Genomic DNA, 26,856 nt, shown 5'->3' with positions numbered 1-26,856 from the left:
GGTAGCTCGTCGGGCTCATAACCCGAAGGTCGCAGGTTCAAATCCTGTCCCCGCAATTAAGTTATTTTCAAGCATAGCTTGAAAAAACTCTGGTCCGGTAGTTCAGTTGGTTAGAATGCCTGCCTGTCACGCAGGAGGTCGCGGGTTCGAGTCCCGTCCGGACCGCCATTTTTTTCTAGTAGGTTTCCTGCTATTGATATATAGATTATTTTGGCGATTGTGGCGAAGTGGTTAACGCACCTGATTGTGGTTCAGGCATTCGTGGGTTCGATTCCCATCAGTCGCCCCATTTATTTTATAGTATTGGGCTATAGCCAAGCGGTAAGGCATCGCACTTTGACTGCGACATGCGTTGGTTCAAATCCAGCTAGCCCAGCCATTTTTCTTAATTTTTAAACTGCGGGTGTAGTTTAGTGGTAAAACCTCAGCCTTCCAAGCTGATGTTGTGAGTTCGATTCTCATCACCCGCTCCAATATGGGCCTATAGCTCAGCTGGTTAGAGCGCACGCCTGATAAGCGTGAGGTCGATGGTTCGAGTCCATTTAGGCCCATCATAAAAACGACTTAGAAGTTTCTTACAACTTCTAAGTCGTTTTTTTTTACATACACTATTTGCAAAAAATATGTTTACCAATCCTTTTGATTTGTGGCCGACTCCATATCCAACTACTTGTCGCGGTATCAGGATTAAAATAATAAATGGCTCCGCCACTAGGATCCCAGCCGTTGATAGCATCCATAACTGCTTTCTTCGCAGTCGCATTGGGTGTTAAATTAATCTGGCCATCTGCCACTGCAGTAAAGGCTCCTGGTTGATAGATGACACCTGCAACCGTATCTGGAAACGATGAGTGGCTGACCCGATTCAAAATAACTGCTGCAACAGCGACCTGTCCAGTGTATTCCTCTCCACGTGATTCACCGTAAACAGCGTTTGACATTAATTGAATATCATTTTGTGAAAAACCGCCTGTTACATTAGCAGAATTGTTACCTGATGAATCAGTTTTTTCATACTTTGTTGCTTTCACAATAGCTGCCTTTGTTGTAGCGCCGACAACACCATCCACAGGAAGACCAAATTGATCTTGAAAATTCCGTACGGCCCAATATGTATTCCAGCCAAATACACCATCTACATTACTTGTATAAAAGCCGTTATATTTGAGTCGTGACTGCAACTCAATAACATCTTCTCCTGTTGAACCCCTTTGGAGCACCTGACTAGTGAACGCTAATACGTCATTACTTTGTTCACTAGTGGTGATGAATACAACAAAAAGCACAATAAAAATCAGCCGTGTCTTTACGAAAGCTTTTTCTAGCAAAATATAGCCTCCTAAGAACAGTAATAACGTTATTTTCTTCAAAATTTATCCTTTTATGTAAGATGAATAAAAAAAGAATACCGCCCGATAGCGGTATCCATATTACTAGAAATACGATCATATTGTCTCGCATCAGAGCCAGCAACAATTAAATAGGGAGCAACTACTACATTCCAGAACAGAGGGGATTTTATGTTAGGGTACAAATGAAAAGAACGATTATCTTGGATAATCGCTCTAAATAAAATGTTATTTTAGGGCTTTGCTAACCTTTAGTTTCTTCCCTTTAATGGTGGCATTCTCCATCGCCTGTAAGACGAGTGCGCCCTTGCCATTCAAAATATCAACATAGGTCATTTGGTCCTGGATGGTGATAATGCCAATATCATCGGCTGTGACACCAGGAATTTTTGCGATTGTCCCAACAAAATCGACTGCGCGCATCTTCTTCTTTTTTCCGCCGTTGAAATGGAGTTTCATAATGCCTTGGTTAATCCGGGCTGTTTTATTATTTCGCACAACGCGGCGGCCGCTGATTTTTTCATCAAAGGCTTCTTTTCCTTTTGCAACATCATCGGGTTTTGGAGCTTCCATCTTAGGAATCTCAAAGCCAATATAGCGCTCTATCGCCCGAACAAATTTCCCTTCATATGGTGTGGCAAAGGTAATCGCTTTTCCCTCATTTCCGGCACGCCCCGTTCTCCCAGTGCGGTGGACATAGCTTTCTTTTTCCATAGGGACGTCATAGTTGATGACGAGGGTTACATTATCAATATCAATTCCGCGTGCGGCCACATCCGTGGCGATGAGGTAGCGGAAATTTCCCATTTTGAAGCCATCCATTACCGCAAACCGATCTTGTTGTTCTAATCCTCCATGAAGTCGTTCACAAGAATAATTCGATTCTTCCAATACCGAATATACGGTATCCACATGTTCCTTTGTCCGGCAAAAAATAAGACAGCTATCTGGATTTTCGACAACTGTTACATCTTTGAGAAGGGAAAGTTTGTCTTCCTCTTTGCCCTCGATTAACAGATGTTCAATCGTATCCGTCGTGACCCCGGTTGATGCAATCTCGATATTAACAGGATTTTTCATATACTTATGGCAGAGGTTTTCAACATCCTCCGGTAAGGTAGCTGAGAAGACCATAGTGACTCGGTCTAAAGGAAGTTCTTTTATAATCGCTTCGACTTCGTCGATAAACCCCATATTAAGCATTTCATCTGCTTCATCGATAATAAGATACTTTATTTCATCAAGAATGAGAGTTTCTCGGTCAATATGATCCATGACACGTCCTGGTGTCCCGACAACGACATGCGTTTTCTGCTGGAGTTCTTCTTTTTGCTTCGAAAATGGTTCTTTCCCATAAACGGCCATTGCCTTAATCCGTTTAAACCTGCCAATATTCGTCACATCCTCACGCACTTGAACCGCAAGTTCTCTCGTTGGGGTAAGGATTAATGCTTGTGGGTTTCTTTCTTCCCAGTTAATCATGTTGCAAATAGGGATAGCAAAAGAGGCAGTCTTACCGCTGCCTGTTTGCGATTTTACGACTAGATCTTGATTCTTCAATGCTAAGGGAATGACTTCGGTTTGGACCTCGGTAGGAGTGTCATATTTTAAAATGGTCAATGCTCTTTTGATTTCGTCACTTAAATGATAATTCGTAAAGCTTTTTTCATTCATGTATTAACCTCGTTTATTAGTATTATCCGGCTTATCTATAGGATTTCTCGCAAAGAAATATCATATGCATAATCTGAACTGCTTCATTATACTCGATATAGTTGATTCACCCAAATAAATTTGTAAAATTATCTTAAAAAAAAGTGCCTGACACCAAAAGCGTTGCTATATATGGTGTCAGGCACTTTTTTGCTGAAAAATATTATTGTAATGTGACATTTGTCATATCCTGCACATGACACCTGCTACTAACAAGTACAAACTTCTTTCTCTATACTTTGTTATAACGACACAAAGAAGGAAGGGAATTCAAAAAAATGACCTTACAAAATTCGAAAACTCTAAAAAAACAAGTAGCTCCCTTTGAAAAATCGACGACAAAAGAAAGTGTATGGCAGATTATCAATACTGTCGTGCCATTTATTGCATTATGGTACTTAGCCTATTTAAGCCTATCGGTTTCCTATTGGTTAGCATTGGTTCCGATTGTAATATCCGCAGGATTATTAACTAGGATTTTCATCATATTTCATGATTGTACCCATCATTCCTTTTTTAAAAGCCGCCGTGCCAACCGAATCGTTGGGACAGCCATGGGTGTGTTAACCATCTTCCCATTTGATCAATGGGGACATGAGCATTCTGTTCATCATGCAACAAGTGGTAACTTGGATAAACGTGGAACTGGTGATATTTGGACACTTACAGTAGATGAATATTTAGCTGCACCACTTAGAATTCGTTTAGCTTATCGTTTTTATCGCAATCCATTGGTCATGCTTGGATTAGGCCCGATTTATGTGTTTCTTCTTAAAAATCGATTTAACCGTAAAGGTGCAAAACAGAAGGAACGTAACAACACGTATTTAACCAATGTTCTGATTGTTGCTTTGATTAGTTTACTTTGTTGGGCAATCGGATGGCAGTCGTTTCTATTAGTACAGGGTTCGATTTTCATGATTTCAGGAGCTGCAGGTATTTGGTTGTTCTACGTACAGCACACTTTTGAAGATTCTTACTTTGAAGAAGATAAAGAATGGGAATATGTGAAAGCAGCAGTTGAAGGTAGTTCATTCTATAAACTTCCAAAAGTTTTGCAATGGTTGACTGGAAATATTGGCTTTCACCATGTGCACCATTTAAGCCCACGGGTTCCTAACTATAAATTGGAAGAGGCACACAAAAATACGCTTCCTTTACAAAAGGTTCCGACGATTACGCTTGCTACAAGCTTAAAGTCTCTTCGATTCCGTTTATGGGATGAGGAAAGAAAGAATTTTGTGAGCTTTAGAGAAGTCAAAGCTTTGGCTAAAAAAAGGTTTTCCGTGCAACAAGTGAAACCGGAAATCTAATAACTAACTAAACCATTATTACAGGCTTACTCCCCTTCATTAAGGGGAGTTGTTATTTACATAACATCTGCCAGTTAAGGAGAGAACTGACATGATTCGAATAGTTATTGCTGAGGATCAGGAACTGCTGCTTGGAGCAATGGGTTCTCTCTTGAATTTGGAAGAGGACATGGAAGTGGTCGGTCAGGCAAGCAATGGGGAAGAGGCGCTGGCACTAGTCCACCAACTTCAGCCAGATATTTGTATCATGGATATCGAGATGCCTGAAATGAGCGGTCTTGAGGCGGCAGAAGCTTTAAGGTCATTTGGCTGTAAGGTGATTATCCTAACCACCTTTGCTCGAAGTGGATATTATCAGCGTGCGTTACAGGCGGAGGTAAGTGGGTTTTTATTGAAGGATAGCCCTAGTGAGGAATTAGCAAGTTCGATTCGCAGTATTAATAATGGAAATAAAATTTATTGCGAGGAACTAATCGACGAAGACACGATTGACCAAAAACAAGATATGGAAGTATTCCAACTGCGCCTCAAGGAACAAACAAAAACCAACATAGTCAGAAACTACCTCACCACCATATTAGATAAAATGAAATTGCCAACGGGGTAAAAAAATTGGGTGTCAGGCACCATGTGAAAATTTCACATGGTGCCTGACACCCTTTTTTATATTTCAATAATAATAGGGAGGATCATCGGTTTTCTTTTTGTTTGGGCGAATACGTATTGTCCGACGCTTTTTTTGATGTTTTGTTTGATGACATTCCATTGGCGGATGTTTTCACTTTGGAGGTCATTAATGGTTTTCTTAGCAAGTCGGTTAATCTCTTTAAGGAGCTGATCTGAGTTACGGGCATAGACGAACCCGCGGGTAATGGTGTCAGGTCCAGAAATGATCTTCCGGTCTCCTTTACTAATGGTGCTCACAATCACGAGCATTCCATCCTCAGAAAGCTGCTTCCGGTCCCTGAGCACAATGTCCCCAACGTCGCCAACTCCCATCCCGTCTACATACGTATCCCCAGCAGGAATTGACCGAGTTTGACGGGCAACGGAATTTTCGATATCAACCACATCGCCGTTTTTAATAATAAATGTATTCCCTTTTTCTACGCCCACCGACTCAGCTAACAACCGGTGATGATGCAGCATTCGATATTCACCATGAATCGGAATAAAATAGGTCGGTTTCATTAAGGTAAGCATCAGCTTTAAGTCTTCCTGATAACCGTGCCCTGAAACATGCATACCCGTTGAACTACCCGAGCCATAGATGACTTTAGCCCCTAGTTGAAATAAATTGTCGATGATCTTTGAAACGTCCTTTTCATTGCCTGGTATGGGTGAGGCAGCCAAGATAACTGTATCCCCAGGATAAATGGATACATCCCGGTAGTTCCCGCTTGCCAGTCGAGCAAGGGCCGCCATTGGCTCCCCCTGACTTCCGGTACAAAGAATCACAACCTTTTCAGGCGCCAGTTGGTCAACATCCCGTGCTTCGATAAGCATCCCCTCGGGCATATTTAGATACCCGCGCTCCATCGCAACAGAGACGACATTTACCATACTACGGCCAAGAAGGGCGATCTTTCGATTGGATTTTATGGCAGAGGCGACGACCTGCTGGACACGATTTACATTCGAGGCAAAGGTAGATATAAAGATTTTCCCTTCCGCTTTCATGAAAGCTTCATCCAAATTGTCCCCAATCATTTGCTCGGAAGGTGTTAGCCCTTTACGCTCCGCATTGGTACTCTCTGATATTAAAACTAAGACACCTTGCTCACCGATATCAGCCATCTTATGAATATCGGAATGTTGATTATTTACCGGTGTTAAATCAAACTTGAAGTCTCCGGTATGAACGACATTCCCTTCTGGAGTATGAAAAACAATGCCGAGACAATCCGGGATACTGTGACTCACTCTGAAGAAGGAAACCGTTGTCTTCCCAAACTCAAGTTTGGAATTAGAATCAACGGTCACGAGCTTTGTGTTTCCATTCAACCGGTGCTCGTCAATTTTTAGTTCAATGAGTCCCAATGTAAAGCGGGTAGCGTAAATAGGGACGTTCAATTTTCTTAAAATATACGGAATCCCGCCAATATGGTCCTCGTGCCCATGAGTGACAATCAAAGCACGGATTTTCTCCTGATTTTCTACTAAATAGGTAATATCGGGGATAATTAAATCAATTCCTAATAAACTCTCATCTGGAAACTTACCACCGCAATCAATGATAAAAATATCGTCTTCGTATTGAACCACATACATGTTTTTACCGATTTCATTGATGCCGCCTAAAGCGAAAATGGATAATTGCTGATTATTGGTTTGCAAGTAAATATCCTCCCTATTCCAAGTAAATATGAATAGTATGCCCTTTTGGTTAGACTTTATTGGAAGGGGAGAGTGAAAACTTTTTTAGTCAATGACCTAAAATAAAAGGCTGCCAACAGCACTGAATTCCCAGTGTGTCGACAGCCTACAAGCAAATTAAATTAATGTTTTGACTTGGTGTTCAGGTAAAACCACTTGCAATGCCTTTTCCTCCTCATGACTCAAAGGGAGTAATGGCAATCTAAGTCCACCAACCTGCACCCCGCTCATGTTCAGGGCTGCTTTCACTGGGGCCGGATTAGGGGCCGTAAATAATGCCTTCATAAGAGGCAGAAGTTGGCGATGAGAGTGAGCAGCTTCTTGGACGCGACCATTTTTAAAATGATTTATCATTTCTTGCATTTCATTGCCAATTACATGGGAAGCAACGGATACAACTCCAGCACCGCCAATCGCTAAAACCGGCAATGTTAAGCTGTCATCCCCACTATAAAGGGTAAAATCACTATGAGCTTGGCTTATAATAGTAGCCATAGCATCCAGGTTGCCACTTGCTTCCTTTACAGCGACAATATTCTCGATTTGGGAAAGGCGAACAATGGTCTCTGCCGATAGATTGACCGCACTTCGGCCAGGGATATTATAAAGCATAACCGGTAATGATGTAGATTCAGCGATTGCCTTGAAGTGTTGATACATACCTTCTTGGGAAGGTTTGTTATAGTATGGAGCAACGAGCATAATCCCATCTACACCTGTTTCTTCGGCCTGCTTTGTTAAACTGATAGAAGCCCGCGTGTTATTTGAGCCAGTACCAGCGATGACAGGAACTCTTCCTTTCGCTGCGACGACAACCGCTTTAAATAGAGCGATTTTTTCATCCGTCGTTAAGGTTGGAGATTCCCCTGTTGTACCAGCAACGACGAGCCCGTCCGTCCCATTATCAATTAAATAATCTACTAATCTTCTTACTGCGTTAAAATCAACCTCGCCATTTTGATCAAATGGTGTAACCATCGCGGTTAAAACTTGGCCAAAATTCATCTTTTCTCACCCTTTTAATAAATTTTTATAAAATTTAGAGGTGGGCAAGGCCATTCAAAATTCAACGCAAAAAAGCAACAGTGAGGGTTCACTGTTGCAGTAGAAACATAAATAACTAAGTTCCCGTGCGTAAGATAGCCCTCCATATAGTCTCCTATATGACAGTTCTGTATTTTTTCAATAGCAGAACCAGCTTCATGATAAATGAGAATCAATGAAACTTCGGCAAATTCCCCTTTTCACAGCCATCGTTGGACCTCATTATCCTCCAGTTGCGTACTAATGGTCTTTGCGCCTCTATCCTCACTTCAAAAGTATTGAAGCAAGAAAAATATATAATTGATAATAAATATATCAGAATATTCCTTTTGTTTCAAGAGGGAAAAGGAACTATATTTGCCAAATCTATGCAGTTTCTAATCCCTGTTTTTCTTTTTCCACTTCTAATGCAGATACAATATATGCAAACCCGTTCATCACAAAATAAATAACATCCGATTGGATCTGTTCCTTTTCTCCTAAATAAGTATTTATGATCATACTGATGGAAAAGAAAACTACGAAGGATAATGCAATTTTATTAAAAATTACCAAATGTACCGACCCCCTTTATTTAGGATTCTTATGTTAATCATATTTGCTTAAGACGGGTTTTATGTCTGCCGCTTGAAGGGTGATGCTAGAAATCAATGAGTGCCAGGCGTTGGTTCATTCAACATGGTTCTTCTTGGAAGTTCTTTCTTACCGTGCAGGAAGTGATAAAGAACCATCGATGCGAGAACGACTGCACCTAAGATGACATACAAAGTACGATAGCCTGTTAACGGAATAATAAACCCGAGGATGTATGGACCGAACCCCAGACCAGCATCAAGAAAGATAAAGAAAGTGGAAGTTGCCAATCCCATCCGATGGGGTGGAGTTAGTTTTACTGCTACTGCTTGGGTACTTGATTGCAAGTTACCGAAACCAAGGCCGATTAATACGCCAGCTGCTAATAAAATAGTGCTGACTCTCGCAGTACTAAGCAGAAACAAACCACCGGCAAAGGCAATAATGCATGGATACATAATATAGTTTGCCCCTTTTAAATCCATTATACGGCCGGAAAGGGGGCGTGATAACAATACGGCAATGGAATAAACTAAGAAAAAGAAACTTGCCGCGCTTACTAAGTCAATTTCTATCGCATAGAAGTTAATAAATGAAAGAACGCTGGAATAACAAAAAGCTACTACTAGTGTGATAACTGCAATTGGCAGTGCATTGGGCTCAATATAATTAGAAAGCTTAAATCCTTTTGTTTCAGTTGGTTGGGGTGTTCCTTCCAATTGTGGCACATTTACCAAGAACGCTGTGATCAAACTAATGAATCCTAATACAAGTGAGAAAATAAATATCATTTGAAAGTCTGTATGCTGGGTCATGTAAAGACCAATGAATGGGCCAATTGCGGTAGCCAGTGTTGCACTCATGCTGAAATAGCCAATCCCTTCTGCTTTCCGTGAAGCAGGGATAATCTGGGCCACTATCGTACCTGTTGCTGTACCGACCATTCCAGCTGCAATCCCATGGAGTAAGCGTGTTATAAGCAGGAAGGTAATCCCGAAATTAAGAAAATATAGAAGAAGTGTCAAAATAAAAAAGACGGTACCAATGATTAATGTTCTCTTCCGTCCAATAGACTCAATAAATCGGCCAATCAATAACCTGCCAATTAATGAACCGACAATAAAGATTCCTGTGACAAGACCTGCTTGACTCGTAGAAGCATGAAATTCGTCTACTGCATAAACACCAATGATGACAATTAATAAATAAAAGACTAAAGTGACGAAAAAATTGACCCCGGAAACAATCGTAAAATCTTTAGTCCAAAGTTTAGCTCTTGATTGATTCACGTTATTTAACCCCTTACTTAATAATATTATCTCGAATGATTCCCATAATCCGGATGGCTTCAAGCTGTTCGTGCGCTGAGATTCCTTTTAAAATGTCATTTTCAAATTGATCAATCGTGACACGAACATCCATATATACTTTTTTTCCTAGTTCTGTCAGCTGTATCCGCTTTTCACGTTTATCGTTGCTAGGAACCTGTTCGACATATCCCAGTTCTTCTAACCGATTGATAGTTCGAGTAACTGTGGGCTTTTCTACATATAAATAATGAGAAAGTTCCACCAATGTAGCAGGTCCATTATTGGATAAGCAGTGAAAAATAGACCATTGCGCTCTGTGAAGTTGATGCTCAGCCAAATGGAAATTCAATTTATTTTCAAACGGACGGTAGAGCATCAATAATTGGTGAAAGAATTTTTGTGAAGTCTTTATTTAAATCACCCCGAATAAGTTGGATAGTTAGCTAGAGTAATAATTACCTTGGGTAACTATTATAGTGTAACAGATGTGGTCCTAGAAGTCTAATGGGTGTTACTAATCAAACGTTTGATTAAAACGGGTTGAAGCCTTCGTATGCATGGATTTATGGTGAATAGCGTGTTTTTGAAAAAACTAATCAACCGATTGATTAAATGGAGGAGAGACCATGGTATTGAAGGACTTTTATGGTGTGAGAATTTTTTTTGAGGAAAAACTAATCAAACGTTTGATTAAAATAGGTCGGAAAATACCTCTGAAAAACTAATCAAACGTTTGATTAAATAGTGTTGAAGCCTTGGTATATAAGGCTTGGGAGGTACTATTTGATATTGTTTTTGTTATGGTTATTGTTATTGTTATTGTTATTCCTATACAAATACAAACCGAATCCCAACGTATCCCTGCCCCAGGTCAAATATGTCCGACGCCAAGTTCGAATCCGCTCCAACATCGCATCACAATCTGGATCATCTGGATTCTCAAGACAATAGTTCTCAATGGACATCGAATATAGCCACTCGTAATCATCCCAATCATCATCGTTGGCAACATAAGACCAAAGCGGGATTAATCCTAATTCCTCGCCAGCCTTAACAGTATCCGCATGGGTTTTACATTCTGACTCGTCTGCTCCTCCGAGCGCTTCTAAATATTCAGGGCTTGGAGTCTGTTTCCAATATCCTTCGCCTATCAGAATGTAGCCATTTTTCTTAACTAGACGTTTTAATGTCTGTAGGGTGGGTTCAAGTCCACCTAATGCGTGGGTTGAACCGATACAAATGCCAAAATCATACCCATCTTCCTCATATCTTTCGATCGCCGAGGTGGCATCATCCACGATAAATTCAATCCTGCCCTCAGGAATTCTGCTGCTTGCTTTCCGCTTTGCTTCCTCGATGGCCCCTTCATACAATTCGATTGCAGTGGCAGATACCTTGTAATTTTCCACTAAGCGAATTAACAGTTCACACTTTCCTGCTCCAATATCAATCACTTTGTCAGAGGCTTTCGGAGAGACAATATCAAGCATTTTCATTATCTTTTTTTCGCTAATAGGATTACTAAAGGCATGATTGCGGTGGGCAATCGCCGAAAATTTGTTTCTATCCATATATTAATATCTCCTTGTCTAAGTGGTCTGAATGAAGCGTATCTTAATCGGACAAATGAAGCAAGTTAAAATGTAAAGATAGAATAAACCCAAATAAATTACGATGAATATGACAAGATAAAAGAAAAGGGATTGTTAAATCAAAAAGGAATAGGCAAACATCAAAGGAGTCATCTTGAATGGTTTTATTCTTCTATATCGTCTTAAATGTGCTTGCTTTATTTCTTTTTATTAGAAAAAAGAAAATGCTTCATATTCTTGAAGTCATCGTTTATTGGACGGTTAGTTCCTATCTATATCAAAACTTCTCGGCTCTCTGCTATATGAATTTTAAAACGTTAATCATCCCTGAGAACCTTAGCTATGAATTTTCCCATGACCTAAACCGTATAATACTATTTCCAATACTTATGGTTATCTTTCTTCACTTTTTTCTCATCCTAACCACACTATTGAGAAAACTGCTATTAATGATATCTTTTATTATCCTATTAACAGGGATGGAATATTTAGCAGATTATTTAGGCGTGCTTATCCATATACATTGGCGTATTTGGTGGTCAGTATCGATTTGGATGTTTGATCTGTGTGTATTAATTGTATTTATGCAATGGTTTCGAAGGATCCTTTATAAAGGAGACTGGCGTGTATGAATGTTACCTTTGATTGGAATGAATGGTTTTTCATCCTAACCACTGCAATGATTATTTGTCTTTTTTTACCGATAAGAAAGTACTTTCCAGCAATTATGGTGATTATTATTTGGATAGGTAATGTCGGATGGGTGTCAACGATTGATTATTTTCTTCTCGCCACACCCTTTAAGCTTTATATTTATGGTGATAACCCAACATATGAGTTGTCGGGTGCATTATATCATCTGTTCATGTACCCATGTGCCTCCTTACTTTTCTTATTCGGCTACGATAAGTTTGAACTCTATGGACAAAAAACGGTTTGGTATATTCTTTGTTGGACGGGATTTTCCTTACTATTTGAATGGGTTTGTCTGAAGAATGATGCCCTGACGTATACCGGCTGGAAGTTCTATTATTCCATACCCTTCTATCCAGTTACTGCCGTATTATTAATTCTTCTCTTCCGCTTTATCAAAAAGAAGCTTAGAGAAATATCATTCCAGAGAAATCCCAGGTATTAATTGAATACAGAACAAGGTCCTTTAGTTGCAATCCATAATACAATTCTATTTAATAAGAGCGTAGTGCAAAATTAGTTTAAATGAGGTAATACAATATGAAAGCATTAGTGTTTAATTCGTTTGGCGGGCCAGAGGTCCTGGAGTATGCAGAAATCATGGAGCCTGTCATCGGTCCAGATGAAATACTCCTTAATATGAAAGCAATTGGCCTAAATTTCGCCGATATATATAGAAGAAAAGGTAACTACCATCTCGAGGGAGAGCCTCCCTTTATTTTAGGGTATGAAGGGGCAGGAATCGTTGCAAAGGTTGGAGAAAATGTTCAAGGCATCCGCATGGGCGATCGGATTGCGTTTGCCGATGTACCGCATGCAAATGCGGAGTTCGTAGCGGTTCCTGTGGAAAAGGCAATCCCTCTGCCTGAAACAATCACGTTTGCGGAAGGAGCCTCCGTACTGTTACAAGGATTAACAGCTCATTATTTAACAAAGGATAGTTATTCCGTGAGAAAGAATGATATCGTACTAGTCCATGCATCAGCAGGAGGGGTCGGGCAGCTTTTAATTCAAATTGGAAAATTACTAGGCGGAACAGTTATAGGTTTAACTTCGTCCTTGGAAAAAGCGAAGGCGGCAGAAGAAGCGGGAGCGGATAAAGTGTTCCTGTACAAGGATGATTGGAAGAGGCAAATCCTCGATGCGACAAATGGTAAAGGTGTCGATGTGGTCTATGAATCAGTAGGTTCAACGCTTCAAGACAGTTTTGATATCACACGCATCGGCGGGACGGTTGTATTTTACGGAATGGCAGGAGGGGACCCAGCTTTAGTGGATCCAAGAATGCTAATGGATACCTCCAAAACCTTGACAGGCGGGGACCTATGGAATGTGCTTACCTCCCGAGAAGAACGATTGGCTCGTTCAAATGAGCTATTCCAGTGGTTAATGGAAGGAAAGGTTAAAATATCCGAACCAACTACCTTTGCACTAAGTGATGGCCAAGAAGCCCATCGTTATTTAGAAGGCCGCCAGAGCACAGGGAAAATTTTATTAATACCTTAATATCCATATAAACTTACGAGCCTCCACAATAGTGGGGGTGTTTTTTTGGGTGTCCTCTTTGGTGTCAGGCACCAATAAAAAATAAAATTTTTTGTTGCAAAAGCGCTTTCACTGGGTTTATAATATGTATAAATCGATTTACTAAATCGGTTTACTAAAACGATTTATTCGATTATCGCAAGTATTTATTTAAAAGGGGATTTTGATATGAATAATGTAATTGTCCCGATAAACGCATTTGATAGATTTGAAGTATTGAAGAAGGGGCAAACTTCATTTATTAGGCTTATTGCAGAGTCAGGTGCTTATGGAATTGAGATTCGACGTGAATTATTGTCGGACCTAGATCCACCACTTAATAAAATTAAACAAGAAATTGAACAATATCAACTATTTACTGTTTACTCGGCCCCTATTGACTTATGGAAAGCCAATCAAGAGTTAAACGATACGGAATTAAACGAGATCTTTCAAGAAGGAAAAGAGCTAGGAGCAAAATGGATTAAGGTTTCTCTTGGGCATTTTCTAAAAGGCCAATCCAATCTTTTCGAACTGAATACCTTTTTGAACCAGCACCAAGGAATTCAATTGTTTGTTGAAAATGATCAAACGCTTCATGGAGGGAATATCAATCATTTATCATCCTTTTTTGAAAGCGCCTCCGAGCAGGGCACACCAGTTAAAATGACATTTGATGCCGGAAACTGGTATTATTCTGGTCAGGATGTGGACGATGCCGTCAGCAAACTCGCACCATTTGTCGAGTATCTTCATTTAAAACAGGTAGAAGATGATCATGGAGAGTTTATCACGGTACCACTGCAAAAAGACGGAAGTCACAGTTGGGAGAAGGTCATGAATCGTTTTCCATCTGAAATGGTAAAAGCGCTTGAGTTTCCTATCGAACCTAAGGAGAGAACAAAAGAGTTTATTCAGATGATTATGGAAGGTGAGGCTATAACATGCAACAGTTAGATACAATTACTTTTGGAGAAGCAATGGCGATGTTTATGGCCAATCAACCGGGGAGCTTACACGAAGTCGGCCAATTTACCCGAGAACTTGCCGGAGCAGAAACGAATGTAGCTATCGGGCTTGCCAGACTAGGTTTGCGCTCAGGGTGGGCGAGTAAAGTCGGAAACGATGCGTTTGGAAAATTTGTCATCGAACGGATCAAAAATGAAAACGTTGACATCGAACATGTTTTGATTGATCAACACTATCCGACTGGATTTCAATTGAAATCGATGGTGTTAGAAGGAGACCCAGAGGTTCAATATTTTCGGAAAGGCTCGGCAGCAAGTCATTTGAAGAGCGCTGATTTTAATGAAGAGTACTTTCAACGTGCAAAGCACATGCATATGACGGGAATTCCATTAGCACTCTCGGAAAGTGCAAGAGCCTTTGCAAAACACGCTTTAACGTTTATGAAAAAGAAAGGCAAAAAGGTTTCCTTTGACCCGAATTTAAGACCAACACTTTGGGCATCACAAGAAGAAATGGTAAAGGAAATCAATGAGGTGGCGTTCCAAGCAGATTATGTGTTACCTGGCATCGCTGAGGGTGAAATCTTAACAGGTTTTAAGGAACCGCGTGAAATCGCCTCCTTCTATTTAGAAAAGGGTGTAGAGCTGGTAGTCATTAAGCTTGGGGCTGAAGGAGCTTTTTATAAAACAGCTACAGTAGAAGGTACCGTTCGCGGTTTTCATGTGGAGAAAGTGGTTGATACCGTTGGTGCCGGCGATGGTTTTGCGGTTGGGGTGATCAGTGGATTACTCGAAGGTCTCAAAGTTCAGGATGCGGTTTTAAGAGGCAATGCGATTGGTGCGTTAGCGGTCCAATCACCTGGTGATAACGATGGCTATCCAACCAAAGCAGAGTTAGATAAATATATAGAAAATCAATTAGAGGGAGTGAAATAACATGAAACAAACGATTGCGAAACAACGATGGTTACGTCTTATTCCAATTGCTTTTATCACGTACAGTTTAGCTTACCTTGACCGTGCCAACTATGGATTCGGTGCTGCTTCAGGGTTAGCGGAAGATCTGCACATTACTGCAGGTACTTCATCCCTACTTGGCTCTTTATTCTTCTTAGGATATTTCTTTTTCCAAGTGCCAGGTGCTGCATTTGCCGAGAAAAAGAGCGCGAAGGTTCTAATTTTCTGGTCGTTGATTGCTTGGGGCTTATTAGCTTCCTTTACAGGTATGATCACGAATATTAAATTGTTATTTGTGATTCGCTTTGCGCTAGGTGTCGTGGAAAGTGCCGTAATGCCTTCGATGCTAGTCCTTTTAAGTAACTGGTTTACGAAAGCCGAGCGTTCTCGTGCCAATACGTTCTTAATTTTAGGAAACCCTGCAACTGTACTGTGGATGTCAATTGTTTCTGGTTATTTAGTTAACTCTGTGGGCTGGAGATGGATGTTCATTGCTGAAGGAATTCCGGCTGTAATTTGGGCTTTTATTTGGTGGAAAGTTGTCAATGACAAACCGAGAGAAGCAAAATGGTTAACCGAACAAGAAAAGAATGATTTTGAACAACAATTAGCTAAAGAACAAGAAGGGATCAAGCCGGTTAAAAATTACGGCGAAGCCTTTAAATCAAAACCAGTTATTTTGTTAAGTGCGCAATACTTCTTATGGAGCATCGGGGTATATGGGTTTGTTATGTGGCTTCCATCGATTATTAAAGCCGCGCCAAATATGGATATTGTAGAAACAGGCTGGTTATCTTCGGTTCCTTATATTTTAGCTATTATCCTAATGTTAGTTGCTTCTTATTTCTCAGATAAAACATTGAATCGAAACGCATTTGTTTGGCCATTCCTATTGATTGGTGCAATCGCTTTCTATGCTTCTTATGCGATTGGAACAGAACATTTCTGGATTTCATTTGTCTTACTCGTGATTGCGGGCGGTGCCATGTATGCTCCATACGGTCCATTCTTTGCCATCATTCCTGAAATCCTTCCGCGTAATGTTGCTGGCGGCGCGATGGCCCTTATCAATAGTATGGGTGCATTAGGCTCATTTGTTGGTGCCTATATCGTAGGATATTTAAATGATGCTACCGGTGGATTCGGTACTTCATATATCTTTATGGCAGGATCTCTATTCCTTTCAGCAATTTTAACCATCTTAGCGGTAAAATCGGCAAAAAAGGATAAAAGTAAGCCAACAAATGTTAAAGTGAGTGCTTAAAAAATGTTAGGGTAACAGCTTTGGAACTTTTTCCAAAGCTGTTACTTATTTAGGTGGTGGAAAGTTAGTAGATTTGCCGCTAAAATGAAGTCAGTGACCAAGAGGAAAGAGGAAGATAGGCATGGAAAAAGTAACAATGGCTGACGTAGCAAAAGCAGCCGGTGTATCGAAAAGTACCGTTTCTCAATACTTAAATAAACGGTTTGAATATATGGGCGAAAAAACGAAACGTAAAATTGAAGAAGCCATTGAAGAACTTGGCTACCAGCCAAACTTTATCGCAAGAAGTCTAAAGCAAAAGCGAACCTCGATGGTGGGAATCATTGTCGCCAATATTACGCATTATTTTTCAACGGAAATCAGCCGTGCGATTGAGGATTTTTGTCATAAACATGACTTGCACGCCATTGTCTGTAACGCAGATGATGATCCCGAAAAGGAGAAGAAATACATTGAAATGTTAAGAGCAAAGCAGGTCGATGGTCTTATCATTTTTCCGACAGGGAAAAATAATGATCTATACAAACGCATGGTCAAACAGGGCTATCCGGTTGTGTTTGTAGATAGAAAAGTGGAGAATCTTGATGTATTTTCAATTATTACCGATAATACGGATTCTACTTATAAGGCTGTGCAGCATTTGATTGAGAAGGGTCACCAGAATATTGCTTTTGTGGTGCAGCCTCTGACGGTTAGTACCCGTATCGATCGATTGGCAGGGTATAAAAAAGCATTAACCGATTCCGATATCGAGGTAAATCCAGATTTCATTATTGAAGCAAGTATCCCTGAATTGAAAAGCAAAATAGAGCAACTCTTTTCTCTAGATGTTAAGCCAACAGCAATCTTTGCTGCAAATGATCGTGTCTTACTGGCGGTTCTAGAATTTCTAAAGGAAAAGGGCATTAAGCTTGGAAACGAACTTGAGTTGGTTGTATTTGATAATATTCCATTCGCTTATTTGCTAGAGGCACCAATTTCCTTCATCGTACAGCCTGCAAAGGACATGGGAAAAAAGGCAGCCGAACTATTATTTGAACAAATTAACAAAGAAAACATACACCCTGAAGTGTTTGTCTTTCCGAGCAGAATGATGTAAAGAGATTTATTGGTGCCTGACACCATTATGAGGTTCAGGCACATATTGAAAAACGCTTACAAATGAAGTATAATCTTTTAATAAACCGATTTAGTAAATCGATTTATTAACAAACCCATAAAAAGGAGTTTGATTATGAAAATTCAACTGGCTTTGGATCGAATGGACATCACTGAAGGGATCGAATTAACTAAAAAAGTGGAGGATTCCATTGATTGGATTGAAGTTGGGACTTCGCTTATTAAGGAATTTGGTGTAACGAGTATTAAAGAGATAAAACAAGCCTTTCCAAATAAACAAATTGTTGCAGATATTAAAACGATTGATAATGCCCGTTATGAATTTGAACTTTGCTTTGAAGCGGGAGCAGATGTTGCAACGGTCATGGGAGTTTCTCCACTTGTGACCATTGATACTTGTATGGAAGTAGCCAATCGATATCAAAAAAAGGTCATGATTGATCTGTTAAATACGTCCGATGAACAAAAAAGAGCATTACGAAAATACACTGATGCCATTTTTTGCGAGCACGTGAGCAAGGACCAACAAGAGGAATTAGGCAGTCAAAATCAAGGAACAAAGCCAAGTGATTTCTCAGGGGTTCAGGTGGCAGCAGCAGGCGGAATTAAGCTGGATTCGATTGAGAATCTTATCGAGTCAATGAACCCAGAGGTTGTCATTATCGGTTCAGCGATAACAAAAGCGGAAAATCAATCAGTGGCGGCGGCACAATTTAAACAAGTTATTTTACAAGCGGAGGGGAAATTGACATGTTAGTGATTCCTACTATTTTAAAAGAAGTAGAAACGGTCCTTAGCCGAGTGGAAGAGGCTCAGCTTCAGGAGTTAGCGGTTCAATTGCAAAAAGCAAAGCGGATTTTTGTCATCGGTGAAGGACGGTCCGGATTAATGGCTAAATCATTTGCGATGCGCTTAATGCATTTAGGTGCAACTGTCTATGTTGTAGGGGAAACGATTACACCATCGATAGAGGAAAGTGACCTATTAGTGGCGATTTCCGGTTCGGGAACAACGAAGAACGTGGTTTGGACTGCTGAAAAAACGAATTCACTAGGCTGTTCAGTAATGGCTGTGACTACCAATCCTGAGTCGCCATTAGCAGCAGCGGCAACCCAGATTCTTCATGTACCAGCGGCAACAAAATATCGCCGCGAGAATGAATTGAAAACAATCCAGCCGCTTGGTTCATTATTCGACCAATGTGCTCATATTTTATTTGATACCCTTTGTTTGCTTTACAGCAAACTCAATGAAGTAGACCACACACTAGCATTCGGCCGACATAGCAATTTAGAATAGGAAAAATGGAATGGTGCCTGACACCAATTTGGTATTCACCGAATTGGTGTCAGGCACTCTTTTTTTACTAGAGAGTGAAAACAAGGAATCGAGGCTGTTTTCAAGAATATATAAGATGAAAAAGCATTCTGAATCGGGGGTTGGGTCTAGATGAGGGTAGAGGCTTTGAAATTAGACAGAGTTAATGACTTTGTTGAATATTGTAAGAAACATCGGAATGGAGTGGATGATTCTTTTTTGTATGAAGAAGATCTGAAGGAATTTACACCCAATGCCGAAAATCCGACCTATATTGCGATGGATCAACAAGGGGATATCATCGGGGCGGCTTCGCTGATTATTGATGAATACAATCGTCGTGGACAGAGGGCCCGCTTTCGAATCTTTCATTCCGAAGATGAGGAGCCCATCATTTATAAGGAGCTGCTGCAGGCACTGTTAAAGCATACAGAAGGACTAAGGAAGCTTTACATTTTTATTCCTTTGAATAATCAACACGTGATGGTGGTAATGGAGCGGTTAGATTTTTCCGTAGAGAGATATGCCTTTTTACTGGTTAGAGAAGACAGCGATATGCCTGACTTGAACATACCGGATGATTATCGTATCAAATCATTTACACCAGGAGAAGATGAAGGGATTTGGAGTGAAGTCCGCAATGCTGGGTTTGCGAACCTAAAGGGAAATGAAACACCGGTCACTCTAGAAATGGTGGCTAAAATGGTTTCAGATAATGATTACCTAGAAGGCGGAATGAAAATTCTTTATCATCTCGGGAAACCCGTTGGAATCGTAAGGGGTGCTGACGACGAATATGAAAATACACCGATTATGAATATAGGCCCGCTTGCTGTCATCCCTGAATATCAAGGACGTGGACTAGGCAGAATTCTGTTAAGAACCGCCCTTCAGTTTGCTAAGGAAAAAAAATACAAAAAAACCATCCTCTCGGTTAATGGAGAAAATGAACGGGCGCAGTCATTATACATTAAGGAAGGTTTTAAGCAAATTGAGGGAGTAGCTTGCTACGAATATATTTTGCAGGCGTAAACGGATTATAGACTAGAACCCATTGAATGTATTAGAATAACAGGGATGAATGGAGGTATAGTACAAATGTCTAATTTGCCACATTGCCCAAAATGTAATTCTGAATATACATACGAGGATGGAAGTCTGTTTGTTTGCCCAGAATGTGCTCATGAATGGAACTTAGAATCAGAAGTGGAACAGGAAGAGCAAAAAGTTGTGAAAGATTCCAATGGGAATGTATTAACCGATGGAGACTCTATTACCGTCATCAAGGACTTAAAAGTAAAAGGGAGCTCTTCGGTTTTAAAAGCAGGTACAAAGGTTAAAAACATCCGTTTAGTGGATGGAGACCATAATATTGATTGTAAGATTGATGGTTTTGGAGCGATGAGTTTAAAATCTGAATTTGTTAAGAAGTTGTAGAATCAAAGAGCTAGGTAGAATGCCTAGCCTTTTACATAGAAAAAATTTTCAATTTTGCAGGTGGGGAATTGTGATGGAAAAAGTACTTATTCTTGGTGCAAGCGGGCTTGTTGGAAGAGCTTTACTCAATGAATTTAAAGATGAATTTGATTTATACGGAACCTATTCCACTTCGATAACCAGTCTCCCTGATGAGAAGCAGTTCCAACTGGAAGTTCATCAAATCGACAAGTTGAAGGAAATTATACAATCAATTAAACCTGAAATCGTGATTTCTTGTCTAAGAGGAGATTTTAACCAACAGTTGATGTTTCATAAAGAATTGGCTCTAGAAATACAACATACTAGAGGTCGTGTGTATTACTTTTCTACCACAAATGTATTTGATGGTGATTTATTAAAACCCCACACAGAATCGGATAAACCGATGGCTGAATCAGATTATGGGAATTTCAAAATTACATGTGAGAATATGCTAAAAGAAATTTTGGATGAACGAGTGATGGTTATCCGAATCCCTGCAATCTGGGGGAAGAATTCTCCCAGATTGAATTTAATAAAAGAAAATATAAAAAATAATAAAACAATCGATGTCTATAACAATTTGGTCTGTAATAATCTTTTAGATGTTCAGTTAGCAAAACAACTACACTTCATCATTGAAAATCAACTAAAAGGGATTATTCACTTAGGTTCGAAGGATACCATGACGCAAGGACAATTTTTTGAACAAGTCATAAGTAAACTTGCGAGTGAAAAGAACTTATTACGCTATCAATCTTATCAGGACAAAGATGTTACTTATTATTTTCAATTAACTTCAAATCGAGAGGATCTCCCAGATTTTCTACAATGTACGAACGAGGATATCATTGGTTACCTAGTATAAAATATGTTAAAGAGCTTGGATGCCCCAAGCTCTATATATCGCTAACAATGGCCCATTTCTATATGATAGTTTTTCTCAGTCAGAGCTGTATGCAATAGCTCAATATGATCGTGGTTTTTGGTCTCTACCGAAATCTCGATTTGGGCATAGCCAGGATAAATATCCTTACCAATCCGGTGGAGATTAACCGTTTGAACGTTTGCATCTAATTCGGTAATTGAGCTTAAGACTCGTTGCAATTCACCTGGTTTGTCTTTTAAGGTAATAATAAAATCAGCATATCTGCCAGACTCAACTAGTCCCCGTTCAATAATTCTCGAGATAAAATTCATATCGACGTTTCCGCCGCTTAACACAGCCACCACTTTTTTATCTTTGATATTTAACTTTTCGTAAAGCAAGGAGGCAAGTGAAACCGCACCTGATCCCTCTACTAACAGTTTATTTCTTTCCATCAACATGAGCATGGTCCTGGCAATTTCCATTTCATCGACGCAAAAAACTTCATCAACGTATTTTTGAACGATTTCAAAGGGCTTCAACCCTGGTTTTTTAACGGCAATTCCATCCGCCATTGTCGGTGTGGAGTCCACCATGACTGGTTTATTTTCAAACAAGGACTGCTTCATACTTGGGCAGGCAAGTGCTTGAATACCGTAAACAGATATATGAGGATTTTTTTCCTTAACTGCCATAGCGACACCGGCTATGAGTCCGCCGCCGCCAATCGGGCAAATAACAGCCTCAACATCTGGAAGCTGGTCGAGGATTTCTAATCCGACCGTACCTTGCCCTGTCATGATCGCCTCATCGTCAAAAGCATGAATAAAGGTCGCATCGAGTTGCTCTTTAAGTTTTAATGCATAGGAGAGTGCATCATCGAATGTTGCCCCCTCTAAAATTACTTCCGCACCATATTGTTTTGTGGCTAGGATTTTACTAAGTGGAGCTCCTTTAGGCATCACAATTTTGCATGGTACACCTAGCATTTGACTCGAATACGCTACTCCTTGAGCATGGTTTCCAGCAGATGCAGCGATTACACCCTTTGCCAGTTCTTCCTTAGATAGCGAATTCAGCTTATTGTACGAGCCCCTTACTTTAAAGGAGCCGGTTTTTTGAAGATTTTCAAGCTTTAAATAAACTTCATTGTGAGCGAGCTGACTAAATGTTTTGGAGTAATCAAGGGGAGTGGTGTGAACAATTCCCTTCATTTTCTCGCGTGCTACGATAATATCATCGATGTTCAAGTCTTTTCCTCCTCCGAGCACAAGGTGTTTCTTTTTAGGATGTACTGGAGAAAATAAACTATGTCTAATTTTCGTTCAAATCCAACACTTCCTGCCTTTTGCTGTTTAATACGATGTTGACATTGGTTGTGTAATTAATTATTATATGTTTAAACATTTAAACGTATAAACATTTGAACGCACGTGAATTAAATAAACATTGGAGGATTATAAATGATGAAGAAGACGGCATTAATTACAGGGGCAACAAGCGGGTTAGGTTATGAGTTTGTTAAGCTGTTTGCCAATGATGGCTACAATCTTGTCTTAGTTGCTAGAAACGAGAAAAGACTTAAGGAAATCCAGCAATCCTATACAAATATAGAAGTGACCATCATCCCTAAGGATTTAAGTGTCCATGGTGCTGCTAAAGAAGTATTTGAAGAAATCGAAAATAGGGGAATAGACATTGATGTTCTAGTTAACAATGCCGGTTTCGGGTTAATGGGTAAGTTTGATGAACTGGATATCCAAAAACAATTAAATATGATTCAATTAAACGTATCCGCACTATCTGAATTAACTTATTGCTGTTTACAAAAAATGAAACAAAAAAACAGTGGCAGAATTCTAAATGTTGCAAGTACTGCTGCCTTCCAACCTGGACCGCTCATGGCTGTGTATTATGCAACGAAGGCTTTTGTTCTTTCGTTTTCTGAAGCACTTGTTGAGGAGCTGTCAGGCAGTTCCATCACTGTAACAACTCTTTGTCCAGGTGCAACGAAGACTAATTTTGGTTCTGTTGCGAGTGTCGAGGGCACGAAAATGTTCAGCAGTGCAATGGCCTCTGATATAGTCGCACAAAGTGGTTATAACGCATTAATGAATGGGAAACGCGTAATAATTACTGGTGGATTTAATAAGGCAGGTGCAATTGGGGCTAAATTTATGCCAAGAAGTATAGCCGCTAAAATCGCTAAGTATGTCGCAGGGGAAAAGTAATTACTAGATTTGAAAAAGGGGATCTTTTTTTATGGCACAGCAAGCTATTGATGTATTCAGGGCATGTATTCCTTTATTTAACGCTTTAAGTGATCCGGCAAGGCAGGATATTATTCTTTTGTTGGCAGAACATGAACGGTTAAGTGTTAATGAAATTGCCGAACAGTCTAACCTATCGCGCCCGGCAATTTCTCATCATTTAAAAATCATGCGGGATAACCATCTTGTGGAAATTGAACAAAAAGGTACACAGCGCTATTATTCACTTTCTTTAGATCAAAGTGTAAAGCAATTGAAGCAGTTGATAGATATTGTTGAGAGTGAGTGTATTATTTAGCTCACTCATTTTTTATTTAACTTATTAAGTGATCATTAATGAGAATGTAAACTACTTTCGTCCATCCAATAGGCCTCCCGAATATTGATCTGCTTGCGAACTTTTCGGATGATATCAGTGGTGATTTCTCCTTCTTCGTACAAATTCTGAATTTCATCTCGTTCAGCCTGGAATGCCTTTACACGCAATTCTCTTTGTAAATGCCTGTAATGAGCAGTGTCGGCCCCCTTTTTTGCTAATTTAAATTTCGTGAGCATTTCGCTATATTCTCCGATAATGACTAAATAGACGTGTTCATTTTCAGGTGTCATCTGACTATTCAAATACTTAATGGCAGCTTTAGCCATGTTCATTTTCAACTGAATCATTTTCTTCAATAGTGCCTGGCGGGTTTCAAGCTGTTGCTGGCTTTTTGGCATGATTAATTGAATTAGTTTTAATACACTTCTTTTAGCCAGTGTCCCAATAAATAATCTTCTAAAACGCATCCGATTGGTAACAGCAAGCCTCATCCGTTGAATATGTTCATCAGACAAGTAATAAGTTTCTCGGTCTATTTTCCCCTCTAATTTTAATTTTTCAATGTAGCTGGCTTCAGCTTCCAAGGCCTTCATCCGAATTTCAGTTTCCAGTATTTTTAAGTGCTCGTAGTTTTTATTATTTTCAGTGTTCAGACGATTTCGGATTTGATTGTACGAGGCGATAACTGAGACTGCCGCACCACGATTCTCATCATTCATCAATTCACGAATCGAACGAATAGCTGAATCAATCGTCCGGAGCTGCGCCTCTCGCACATTTTCTTCCCGTTGTTCATTGGCGCTTACTTTTTCCGTTCTAGCAAGGATTGGCAAGAAGATACTGGCCGTTATGAGCGTCACAAGAATAACTCCAGCGGCTATAAAAATAATTAAAGAACGCTGAGGAAAGGGGGTTCCATCGGCTAGAACATATGGAATGGTAAATGCTCCAGCTAGGGTAACCGCCCCTCTGACTCCGGAAACAGTGATAATACCAATAGCTCTAATCGAGGGCATTTCGATTTCCCTTTTGAGCCACTCCCACTTCCAGGCCGCACCAATCCATAAAAAGCGCAAGAAGAGAAGTGCAGCGGAAATGATGAAAATATACTTACTCACTTCCCAATTATTAAACAACGGGTCTTTGAAAATTTCACTTATAACACTTGGGATTTGCAGACCTAATAGGACGAACACCAAGCCGTTCAAAATATAGATAAGTACCGTCCACGTGTTTTGTGAAACCAATTGCAATTTCATCGCAGGGGATTGATCACGTTCCCGGTAGATGGTATGTACAATGCCTGCCGCAACAACAGATAAAATACCCGAGAGATGAACATGCTCCACAAGGTAAAAAATCACGAATGGGGTGAGAAGTTGGATCAACATGTGGATGGTCACATCCTCCATCCCAAGCCTGCGAATAAAGATTTTCAGTTGAATGATTAGAATCGAAAGTAGTGCACCGCCAGCCAGACCGCCAATGGCAATTACGATGAAACTCCCGCTTGCCTGAGCTAATGAAAAAACACCTGTTACCGTTGCGGCAACCGCAAATTTAAATGCAACCAATCCAGATGCATCGTTCATTAGTCCTTCTCCTTCAAGGACATGCATAATAGTTTCCGGTATCTTCACCCGGCTCGAAATGGCACTTACAGCAACGACATCAGTAGGAGAAAGGATGGCCGCTAACGCAAAAGCCGCTGGCAATGGAATCGAAGGAATCAGCCAATAGATTAAGTATCCTATTGCGAATACGGTAACAAACACAAGACCAAGAGCCAGCAATAGGATAGGTTTTCGTAATTTCCATAGTGCGTGCCGTGAAACATTTTTTCCATCATGAAAAAGCAGCGGAGCGATAAACAATACGAAAAACAATTCCGGCTCCATTGGGATATGAATGCCTAACGGCAGCGAAGCAAGCAGCACCCCAAGCGCAATTTGAACCAGCGGTACGGGGACGTATGGCAAAAAGTGATGGATGAAACTAGATAATCCAATGACAGCAAGTAATAAAAGTATAAGCAGAAAAAATTCCATTGCAGGTCTCCTTTCCTAAGTATTTTGTGTAATTAAGATATTTTTCAACACACTAGAAAGGGGAATTTCACTTTTTCAAAAAAATAAGCGAACAGTGAAGGCACTGTTCGCCACATTCGTTTCAGGATTGTATGATGCCCGTGAAGAGTGGAAAAATGGTTCAGCGGTAACCATAGGAGTTGTGTGGTTCCCCTGACGTTGGAAAAAATGCTTCAACGGTAACTATCGAAAGCGAGTGGTGCCAGTGATGAGAGTATGTTGCTTTTTAAAACTTCTTTACGTTTAAACTTTTTTGCAAAAAGAAGTTGACTTACATGCAGATTATTTGTTATATTAATATTCGTCGCTGAGGCGGCGAAGTTAATTTCAAAAAGAAGTTGACTTATACGAGGCGAAGTGTTAAAATTAATTTCGCTGTCGCTAATTATAGTGATATATTGTTCTTTGAAAACTAAACAAACAAAATCGTGCAAACAAACAATAACAATCGTGTTTTCTCTATTATTATAGTAAGAACATGAGCCAACGTAACAAATGAGCTAATCAACTTTCTTGGAGAGTTTGATCCTGGCTCAGGACGAACGCTGGCGGCGTGCCTAATACATGCAAGTCGAGCGAATCAATAGGAGCTTGCTCCTGTTGGTTAGCGGCGGACGGGTGAGTAACACGTGGGCAACCTGCCTGTAAGACTGGGATAACACCGGGAAACCGGTGCTAATACCGGATAATCCTTTTTCTCTCATGAGGAAAAGCTGAAAGTCGGTTTCGGCTGACACTTACA

Annotated in this window: 26 protein-coding genes, 5 tRNA genes, 1 rRNA gene and 1 riboswitch; of the genes, 22 read left to right on the top strand and 10 right to left on the bottom strand. The window is 40.1% G+C overall.

Annotated features, from left to right (window positions below; all coding sequences use genetic code 11):
- The first annotated feature begins 91 nt into the window (after positions 1-91).
- From BR30_RS0114975 to BR30_RS0114955, 5 genes are all read left to right on the top strand, one after another.
- A tRNA-Asp gene (locus BR30_RS0114975) sits at positions 92-168 on the top strand.
- 45 nt (positions 169-213) lie between these two features.
- Positions 214-289: transfer RNA gene (locus BR30_RS0114970), tRNA-His, on the top strand.
- Positions 290-304: 15 nt separating this feature from the next.
- Positions 305-379: transfer RNA gene (locus tag BR30_RS0114965), tRNA-Gln, on the top strand.
- Between the two features lie 20 nt (positions 380-399).
- Positions 400-473, top strand: a tRNA-Gly gene (locus BR30_RS0114960).
- Positions 474-477: 4 nt separating this feature from the next.
- Positions 478-551 (top strand) — tRNA-Ile (locus BR30_RS0114955).
- 57 nt (positions 552-608) lie between these two features.
- On the opposite strand, the gene sleB is transcribed toward BR30_RS0114955, so the two are convergent.
- Together sleB and BR30_RS0114945 are read right to left on the bottom strand one after the other, a co-directional pair.
- Entirely contained in the window at positions 609-1,328 is a 720-nt protein-coding gene (gene sleB, locus BR30_RS0114950) for a spore cortex-lytic enzyme (protein WP_026565702.1), read from the bottom strand.
- Positions 1,329-1,577: 249 nt separating this feature from the next.
- Positions 1,578-3,023 carry a DEAD/DEAH box helicase gene (locus BR30_RS0114945; protein ID WP_026565701.1) on the bottom strand — a complete coding sequence of 482 codons (1,446 nt, stop codon included), beginning with the start codon at positions 3,021-3,023 and terminating at the stop codon, positions 1,578-1,580.
- A 317-nt stretch (positions 3,024-3,340) separates the two neighbouring features.
- Here BR30_RS0114945 and BR30_RS0114940 point away from each other — a divergent pair, with 317 nt between their 5' ends.
- Together BR30_RS0114940 and BR30_RS0114935 are read left to right on the top strand one after the other, a co-directional pair.
- Entirely contained in the window at positions 3,341-4,375 is a 1,035-nt protein-coding gene (locus tag BR30_RS0114940; RefSeq protein ID WP_026565700.1) for a Delta(5) desaturase DesA, read from the top strand.
- A gap of 91 nt (positions 4,376-4,466) precedes the next feature.
- Positions 4,467-4,982, top strand: coding sequence for a response regulator (locus BR30_RS0114935; RefSeq protein ID WP_026565699.1), 516 nt, complete (start codon positions 4,467-4,469; stop codon positions 4,980-4,982).
- 56 nt (positions 4,983-5,038) lie between these two features.
- On the opposite strand, the gene BR30_RS0114930 is transcribed toward BR30_RS0114935, so the two are convergent.
- The 6 genes from BR30_RS0114930 to BR30_RS33595 form a co-directional block, all read right to left on the bottom strand.
- On the bottom strand, positions 5,039-6,646 hold the full coding sequence (locus BR30_RS0114930; RefSeq protein WP_442852982.1) for a ribonuclease J: 1,608 nt from the start codon (positions 6,644-6,646) through the stop codon (positions 5,039-5,041).
- A gap of 222 nt (positions 6,647-6,868) precedes the next feature.
- Positions 6,869-7,756 carry a 4-hydroxy-tetrahydrodipicolinate synthase gene (gene dapA / locus BR30_RS0114925; RefSeq protein WP_026565697.1) on the bottom strand — a complete coding sequence of 296 codons (888 nt, stop codon included), beginning with the start codon at positions 7,754-7,756 and terminating at the stop codon, positions 6,869-6,871.
- A gap of 127 nt (positions 7,757-7,883) precedes the next feature.
- Positions 7,884-8,064: riboswitch (Lysine riboswitch) on the bottom strand.
- 97 nt (positions 8,065-8,161) lie between these two features.
- Positions 8,162-8,350, bottom strand: a complete 189-nt coding sequence (locus tag BR30_RS0114920) for a hypothetical protein (protein ID WP_026565696.1) — start codon at positions 8,348-8,350, stop codon at positions 8,162-8,164.
- A gap of 92 nt (positions 8,351-8,442) precedes the next feature.
- On the bottom strand, positions 8,443-9,657 hold the full coding sequence (locus tag BR30_RS0114915; protein WP_026565695.1) for an MFS transporter: 1,215 nt from the start codon (positions 9,655-9,657) through the stop codon (positions 8,443-8,445).
- Positions 9,658-9,670: 13 nt separating this feature from the next.
- The gene (locus BR30_RS33600; protein WP_051633633.1) at positions 9,671-10,054 is read right to left on the bottom strand and encodes a MarR family winged helix-turn-helix transcriptional regulator; all 384 of its coding nucleotides are present in this window, start codon (positions 10,052-10,054) and stop codon (positions 9,671-9,673) included.
- 403 nt (positions 10,055-10,457) lie between these two features.
- Positions 10,458-11,249: an SAM-dependent methyltransferase gene (locus BR30_RS33595; RefSeq protein ID WP_051633632.1), complete on the bottom strand. Its 792-nt coding sequence runs from the start codon at positions 11,247-11,249 to the stop codon at positions 10,458-10,460.
- A 179-nt stretch (positions 11,250-11,428) separates the two neighbouring features.
- Between BR30_RS33595 and BR30_RS0114895 the strand changes: the two genes are divergently transcribed.
- The 12 genes from BR30_RS0114895 to BR30_RS0114840 all read left to right on the top strand — a co-directional run bounded on the left by BR30_RS0114895 (position 11,429) and on the right by BR30_RS0114840 (position 21,438).
- The gene (locus tag BR30_RS0114895; RefSeq protein WP_026565693.1) at positions 11,429-11,902 is read left to right on the top strand and encodes a hypothetical protein; all 474 of its coding nucleotides are present in this window, start codon (positions 11,429-11,431) and stop codon (positions 11,900-11,902) included.
- Positions 11,899-12,408, top strand: a complete 510-nt coding sequence (locus BR30_RS0114890) for a hypothetical protein (protein WP_026565692.1) — start codon at positions 11,899-11,901, stop codon at positions 12,406-12,408. Before BR30_RS0114895 ends, BR30_RS0114890 begins: the two co-directional genes overlap by 4 nt.
- 95 nt (positions 12,409-12,503) lie before the next feature.
- Positions 12,504-13,469: a quinone oxidoreductase family protein gene (locus BR30_RS0114885; RefSeq protein WP_026565691.1), complete on the top strand. Its 966-nt coding sequence runs from the start codon at positions 12,504-12,506 to the stop codon at positions 13,467-13,469.
- 207 nt (positions 13,470-13,676) lie between these two features.
- Positions 13,677-14,444 carry a sugar phosphate isomerase/epimerase family protein gene (locus tag BR30_RS0114880; RefSeq protein ID WP_026565690.1) on the top strand — a complete coding sequence of 256 codons (768 nt, stop codon included), beginning with the start codon at positions 13,677-13,679 and terminating at the stop codon, positions 14,442-14,444.
- The gene (locus BR30_RS0114875; protein ID WP_026565689.1) at positions 14,432-15,391 is read left to right on the top strand and encodes a sugar kinase; all 960 of its coding nucleotides are present in this window, start codon (positions 14,432-14,434) and stop codon (positions 15,389-15,391) included. Before BR30_RS0114880 ends, BR30_RS0114875 begins: the two co-directional genes overlap by 13 nt.
- A gap of 1 nt (position 15,392) precedes the next feature.
- A complete protein-coding gene (locus BR30_RS0114870) occupies positions 15,393-16,676 on the top strand; it encodes an MFS transporter (RefSeq protein WP_026565688.1) in 1,284 nt (427 codons plus the stop codon).
- A gap of 121 nt (positions 16,677-16,797) precedes the next feature.
- Positions 16,798-17,775 (top strand): LacI family DNA-binding transcriptional regulator, encoded by a 978-nt coding sequence (locus BR30_RS0114865; RefSeq protein WP_026565687.1) that lies wholly within the window; start codon positions 16,798-16,800, stop codon positions 17,773-17,775.
- Positions 17,776-17,910: 135 nt separating this feature from the next.
- Positions 17,911-18,552 (top strand): 3-hexulose-6-phosphate synthase, encoded by a 642-nt coding sequence (gene hxlA, locus BR30_RS0114860; RefSeq protein ID WP_026565686.1) that lies wholly within the window; start codon positions 17,911-17,913, stop codon positions 18,550-18,552.
- A complete protein-coding gene (gene hxlB / locus BR30_RS0114855; RefSeq protein ID WP_026565685.1) occupies positions 18,546-19,094 on the top strand; it encodes a 6-phospho-3-hexuloisomerase in 549 nt (182 codons plus the stop codon). The genes hxlA and hxlB overlap by 7 nt, the downstream gene beginning before the upstream one ends.
- A gap of 165 nt (positions 19,095-19,259) precedes the next feature.
- Positions 19,260-20,144, top strand: coding sequence for a GNAT family N-acetyltransferase (locus BR30_RS0114850; protein WP_197032345.1), 885 nt, complete (start codon positions 19,260-19,262; stop codon positions 20,142-20,144).
- A gap of 66 nt (positions 20,145-20,210) precedes the next feature.
- Positions 20,211-20,549 carry a zinc ribbon domain-containing protein YjdM gene (locus tag BR30_RS0114845; protein ID WP_026565683.1) on the top strand — a complete coding sequence of 113 codons (339 nt, stop codon included), beginning with the start codon at positions 20,211-20,213 and terminating at the stop codon, positions 20,547-20,549.
- Positions 20,550-20,622: 73 nt separating this feature from the next.
- A complete protein-coding gene (locus BR30_RS0114840) occupies positions 20,623-21,438 on the top strand; it encodes a sugar nucleotide-binding protein (protein WP_026565682.1) in 816 nt (271 codons plus the stop codon).
- A gap of 41 nt (positions 21,439-21,479) precedes the next feature.
- On the opposite strand, the gene ilvA is transcribed toward BR30_RS0114840, so the two are convergent.
- Positions 21,480-22,652 (bottom strand): threonine ammonia-lyase, encoded by a 1,173-nt coding sequence (gene ilvA, locus BR30_RS0114835; protein WP_051633634.1) that lies wholly within the window; start codon positions 22,650-22,652, stop codon positions 21,480-21,482.
- A 249-nt stretch (positions 22,653-22,901) separates the two neighbouring features.
- Between ilvA and BR30_RS0114830 the strand changes: the two genes are divergently transcribed.
- Positions 22,902-23,669, top strand: coding sequence for an SDR family NAD(P)-dependent oxidoreductase (locus tag BR30_RS0114830; protein WP_331280795.1), 768 nt, complete (start codon positions 22,902-22,904; stop codon positions 23,667-23,669).
- Between the two features lie 31 nt (positions 23,670-23,700).
- A complete protein-coding gene (locus BR30_RS0114825) occupies positions 23,701-24,006 on the top strand; it encodes an ArsR/SmtB family transcription factor (protein ID WP_026565679.1) in 306 nt (101 codons plus the stop codon).
- 35 nt (positions 24,007-24,041) lie between these two features.
- Here BR30_RS0114825 and BR30_RS0114820 read toward each other — a convergent pair whose 3' ends face one another.
- Positions 24,042-26,075, bottom strand: coding sequence for a Na+/H+ antiporter (locus BR30_RS0114820; RefSeq protein WP_026565678.1), 2,034 nt, complete (start codon positions 26,073-26,075; stop codon positions 24,042-24,044).
- A gap of 549 nt (positions 26,076-26,624) precedes the next feature.
- On the opposite strand from BR30_RS0114820, the gene BR30_RS0114815 reads away from it, so the two are divergent.
- A 16S ribosomal RNA gene (locus BR30_RS0114815) occupies positions 26,625-26,856 on the top strand; the annotation flags it as partial.

This window comes from Bacillus sp. UNC41MFS5 (assembly GCF_000686805.1).
The sequence above is the reverse complement of the archived record's forward strand: the minus strand, read 5'-3'. Positions and strand labels throughout refer to the sequence as shown.

Coding starts and splice junctions, on each gene's coding strand:
- hxlA (WP_026565686.1), top strand. CDS start 17,911: ATGAAAATTCAACTGGCTTTGGATCGAATGGACATCACTGAAGGGATC.
- BR30_RS0114825 (WP_026565679.1), top strand. CDS start 23,701: ATGGCACAGCAAGCTATTGATGTATTCAGGGCATGTATTCCTTTATTT.
- BR30_RS33595 (WP_051633632.1), bottom strand. CDS start 11,249: ATGGATAGAAACAAATTTTCGGCGATTGCCCACCGCAATCATGCCTTT.
- BR30_RS0114935 (WP_026565699.1), top strand. CDS start 4,467: ATGATTCGAATAGTTATTGCTGAGGATCAGGAACTGCTGCTTGGAGCA.
- BR30_RS0114880 (WP_026565690.1), top strand. CDS start 13,677: ATGAATAATGTAATTGTCCCGATAAACGCATTTGATAGATTTGAAGTA.
- BR30_RS0114830 (WP_331280795.1), top strand. CDS start 22,902: ATGATGAAGAAGACGGCATTAATTACAGGGGCAACAAGCGGGTTAGGT.
- dapA (WP_026565697.1), bottom strand. CDS start 7,756: ATGAATTTTGGCCAAGTTTTAACCGCGATGGTTACACCATTTGATCAA.
- BR30_RS0114845 (WP_026565683.1), top strand. CDS start 20,211: ATGTCTAATTTGCCACATTGCCCAAAATGTAATTCTGAATATACATAC.
- BR30_RS0114885 (WP_026565691.1), top strand. CDS start 12,504: ATGAAAGCATTAGTGTTTAATTCGTTTGGCGGGCCAGAGGTCCTGGAG.
- hxlB (WP_026565685.1), top strand. CDS start 18,546: ATGTTAGTGATTCCTACTATTTTAAAAGAAGTAGAAACGGTCCTTAGC.
- BR30_RS0114820 (WP_026565678.1), bottom strand. CDS start 26,075: ATGGAATTTTTTCTGCTTATACTTTTATTACTTGCTGTCATTGGATTA.
- BR30_RS0114895 (WP_026565693.1), top strand. CDS start 11,429: ATGGTTTTATTCTTCTATATCGTCTTAAATGTGCTTGCTTTATTTCTT.
- BR30_RS0114865 (WP_026565687.1), top strand. CDS start 16,798: ATGGAAAAAGTAACAATGGCTGACGTAGCAAAAGCAGCCGGTGTATCG.
- BR30_RS0114945 (WP_026565701.1), bottom strand. CDS start 3,023: ATGAATGAAAAAAGCTTTACGAATTATCATTTAAGTGACGAAATCAAA.
- BR30_RS33600 (WP_051633633.1), bottom strand. CDS start 10,054: ATGCTCTACCGTCCGTTTGAAAATAAATTGAATTTCCATTTGGCTGAG.
- BR30_RS0114870 (WP_026565688.1), top strand. CDS start 15,393: ATGAAACAAACGATTGCGAAACAACGATGGTTACGTCTTATTCCAATT.
- BR30_RS0114930 (WP_442852982.1), bottom strand. CDS start 6,646: ATGTATGTGGTTCAATACGAAGACGATATTTTTATCATTGATTGCGGT.
- BR30_RS0114890 (WP_026565692.1), top strand. CDS start 11,899: ATGAATGTTACCTTTGATTGGAATGAATGGTTTTTCATCCTAACCACT.
- BR30_RS0114840 (WP_026565682.1), top strand. CDS start 20,623: ATGGAAAAAGTACTTATTCTTGGTGCAAGCGGGCTTGTTGGAAGAGCT.
- BR30_RS0114875 (WP_026565689.1), top strand. CDS start 14,432: ATGCAACAGTTAGATACAATTACTTTTGGAGAAGCAATGGCGATGTTT.
- BR30_RS0114940 (WP_026565700.1), top strand. CDS start 3,341: ATGACCTTACAAAATTCGAAAACTCTAAAAAAACAAGTAGCTCCCTTT.
- ilvA (WP_051633634.1), bottom strand. CDS start 22,652: ATGAAGGGAATTGTTCACACCACTCCCCTTGATTACTCCAAAACATTT.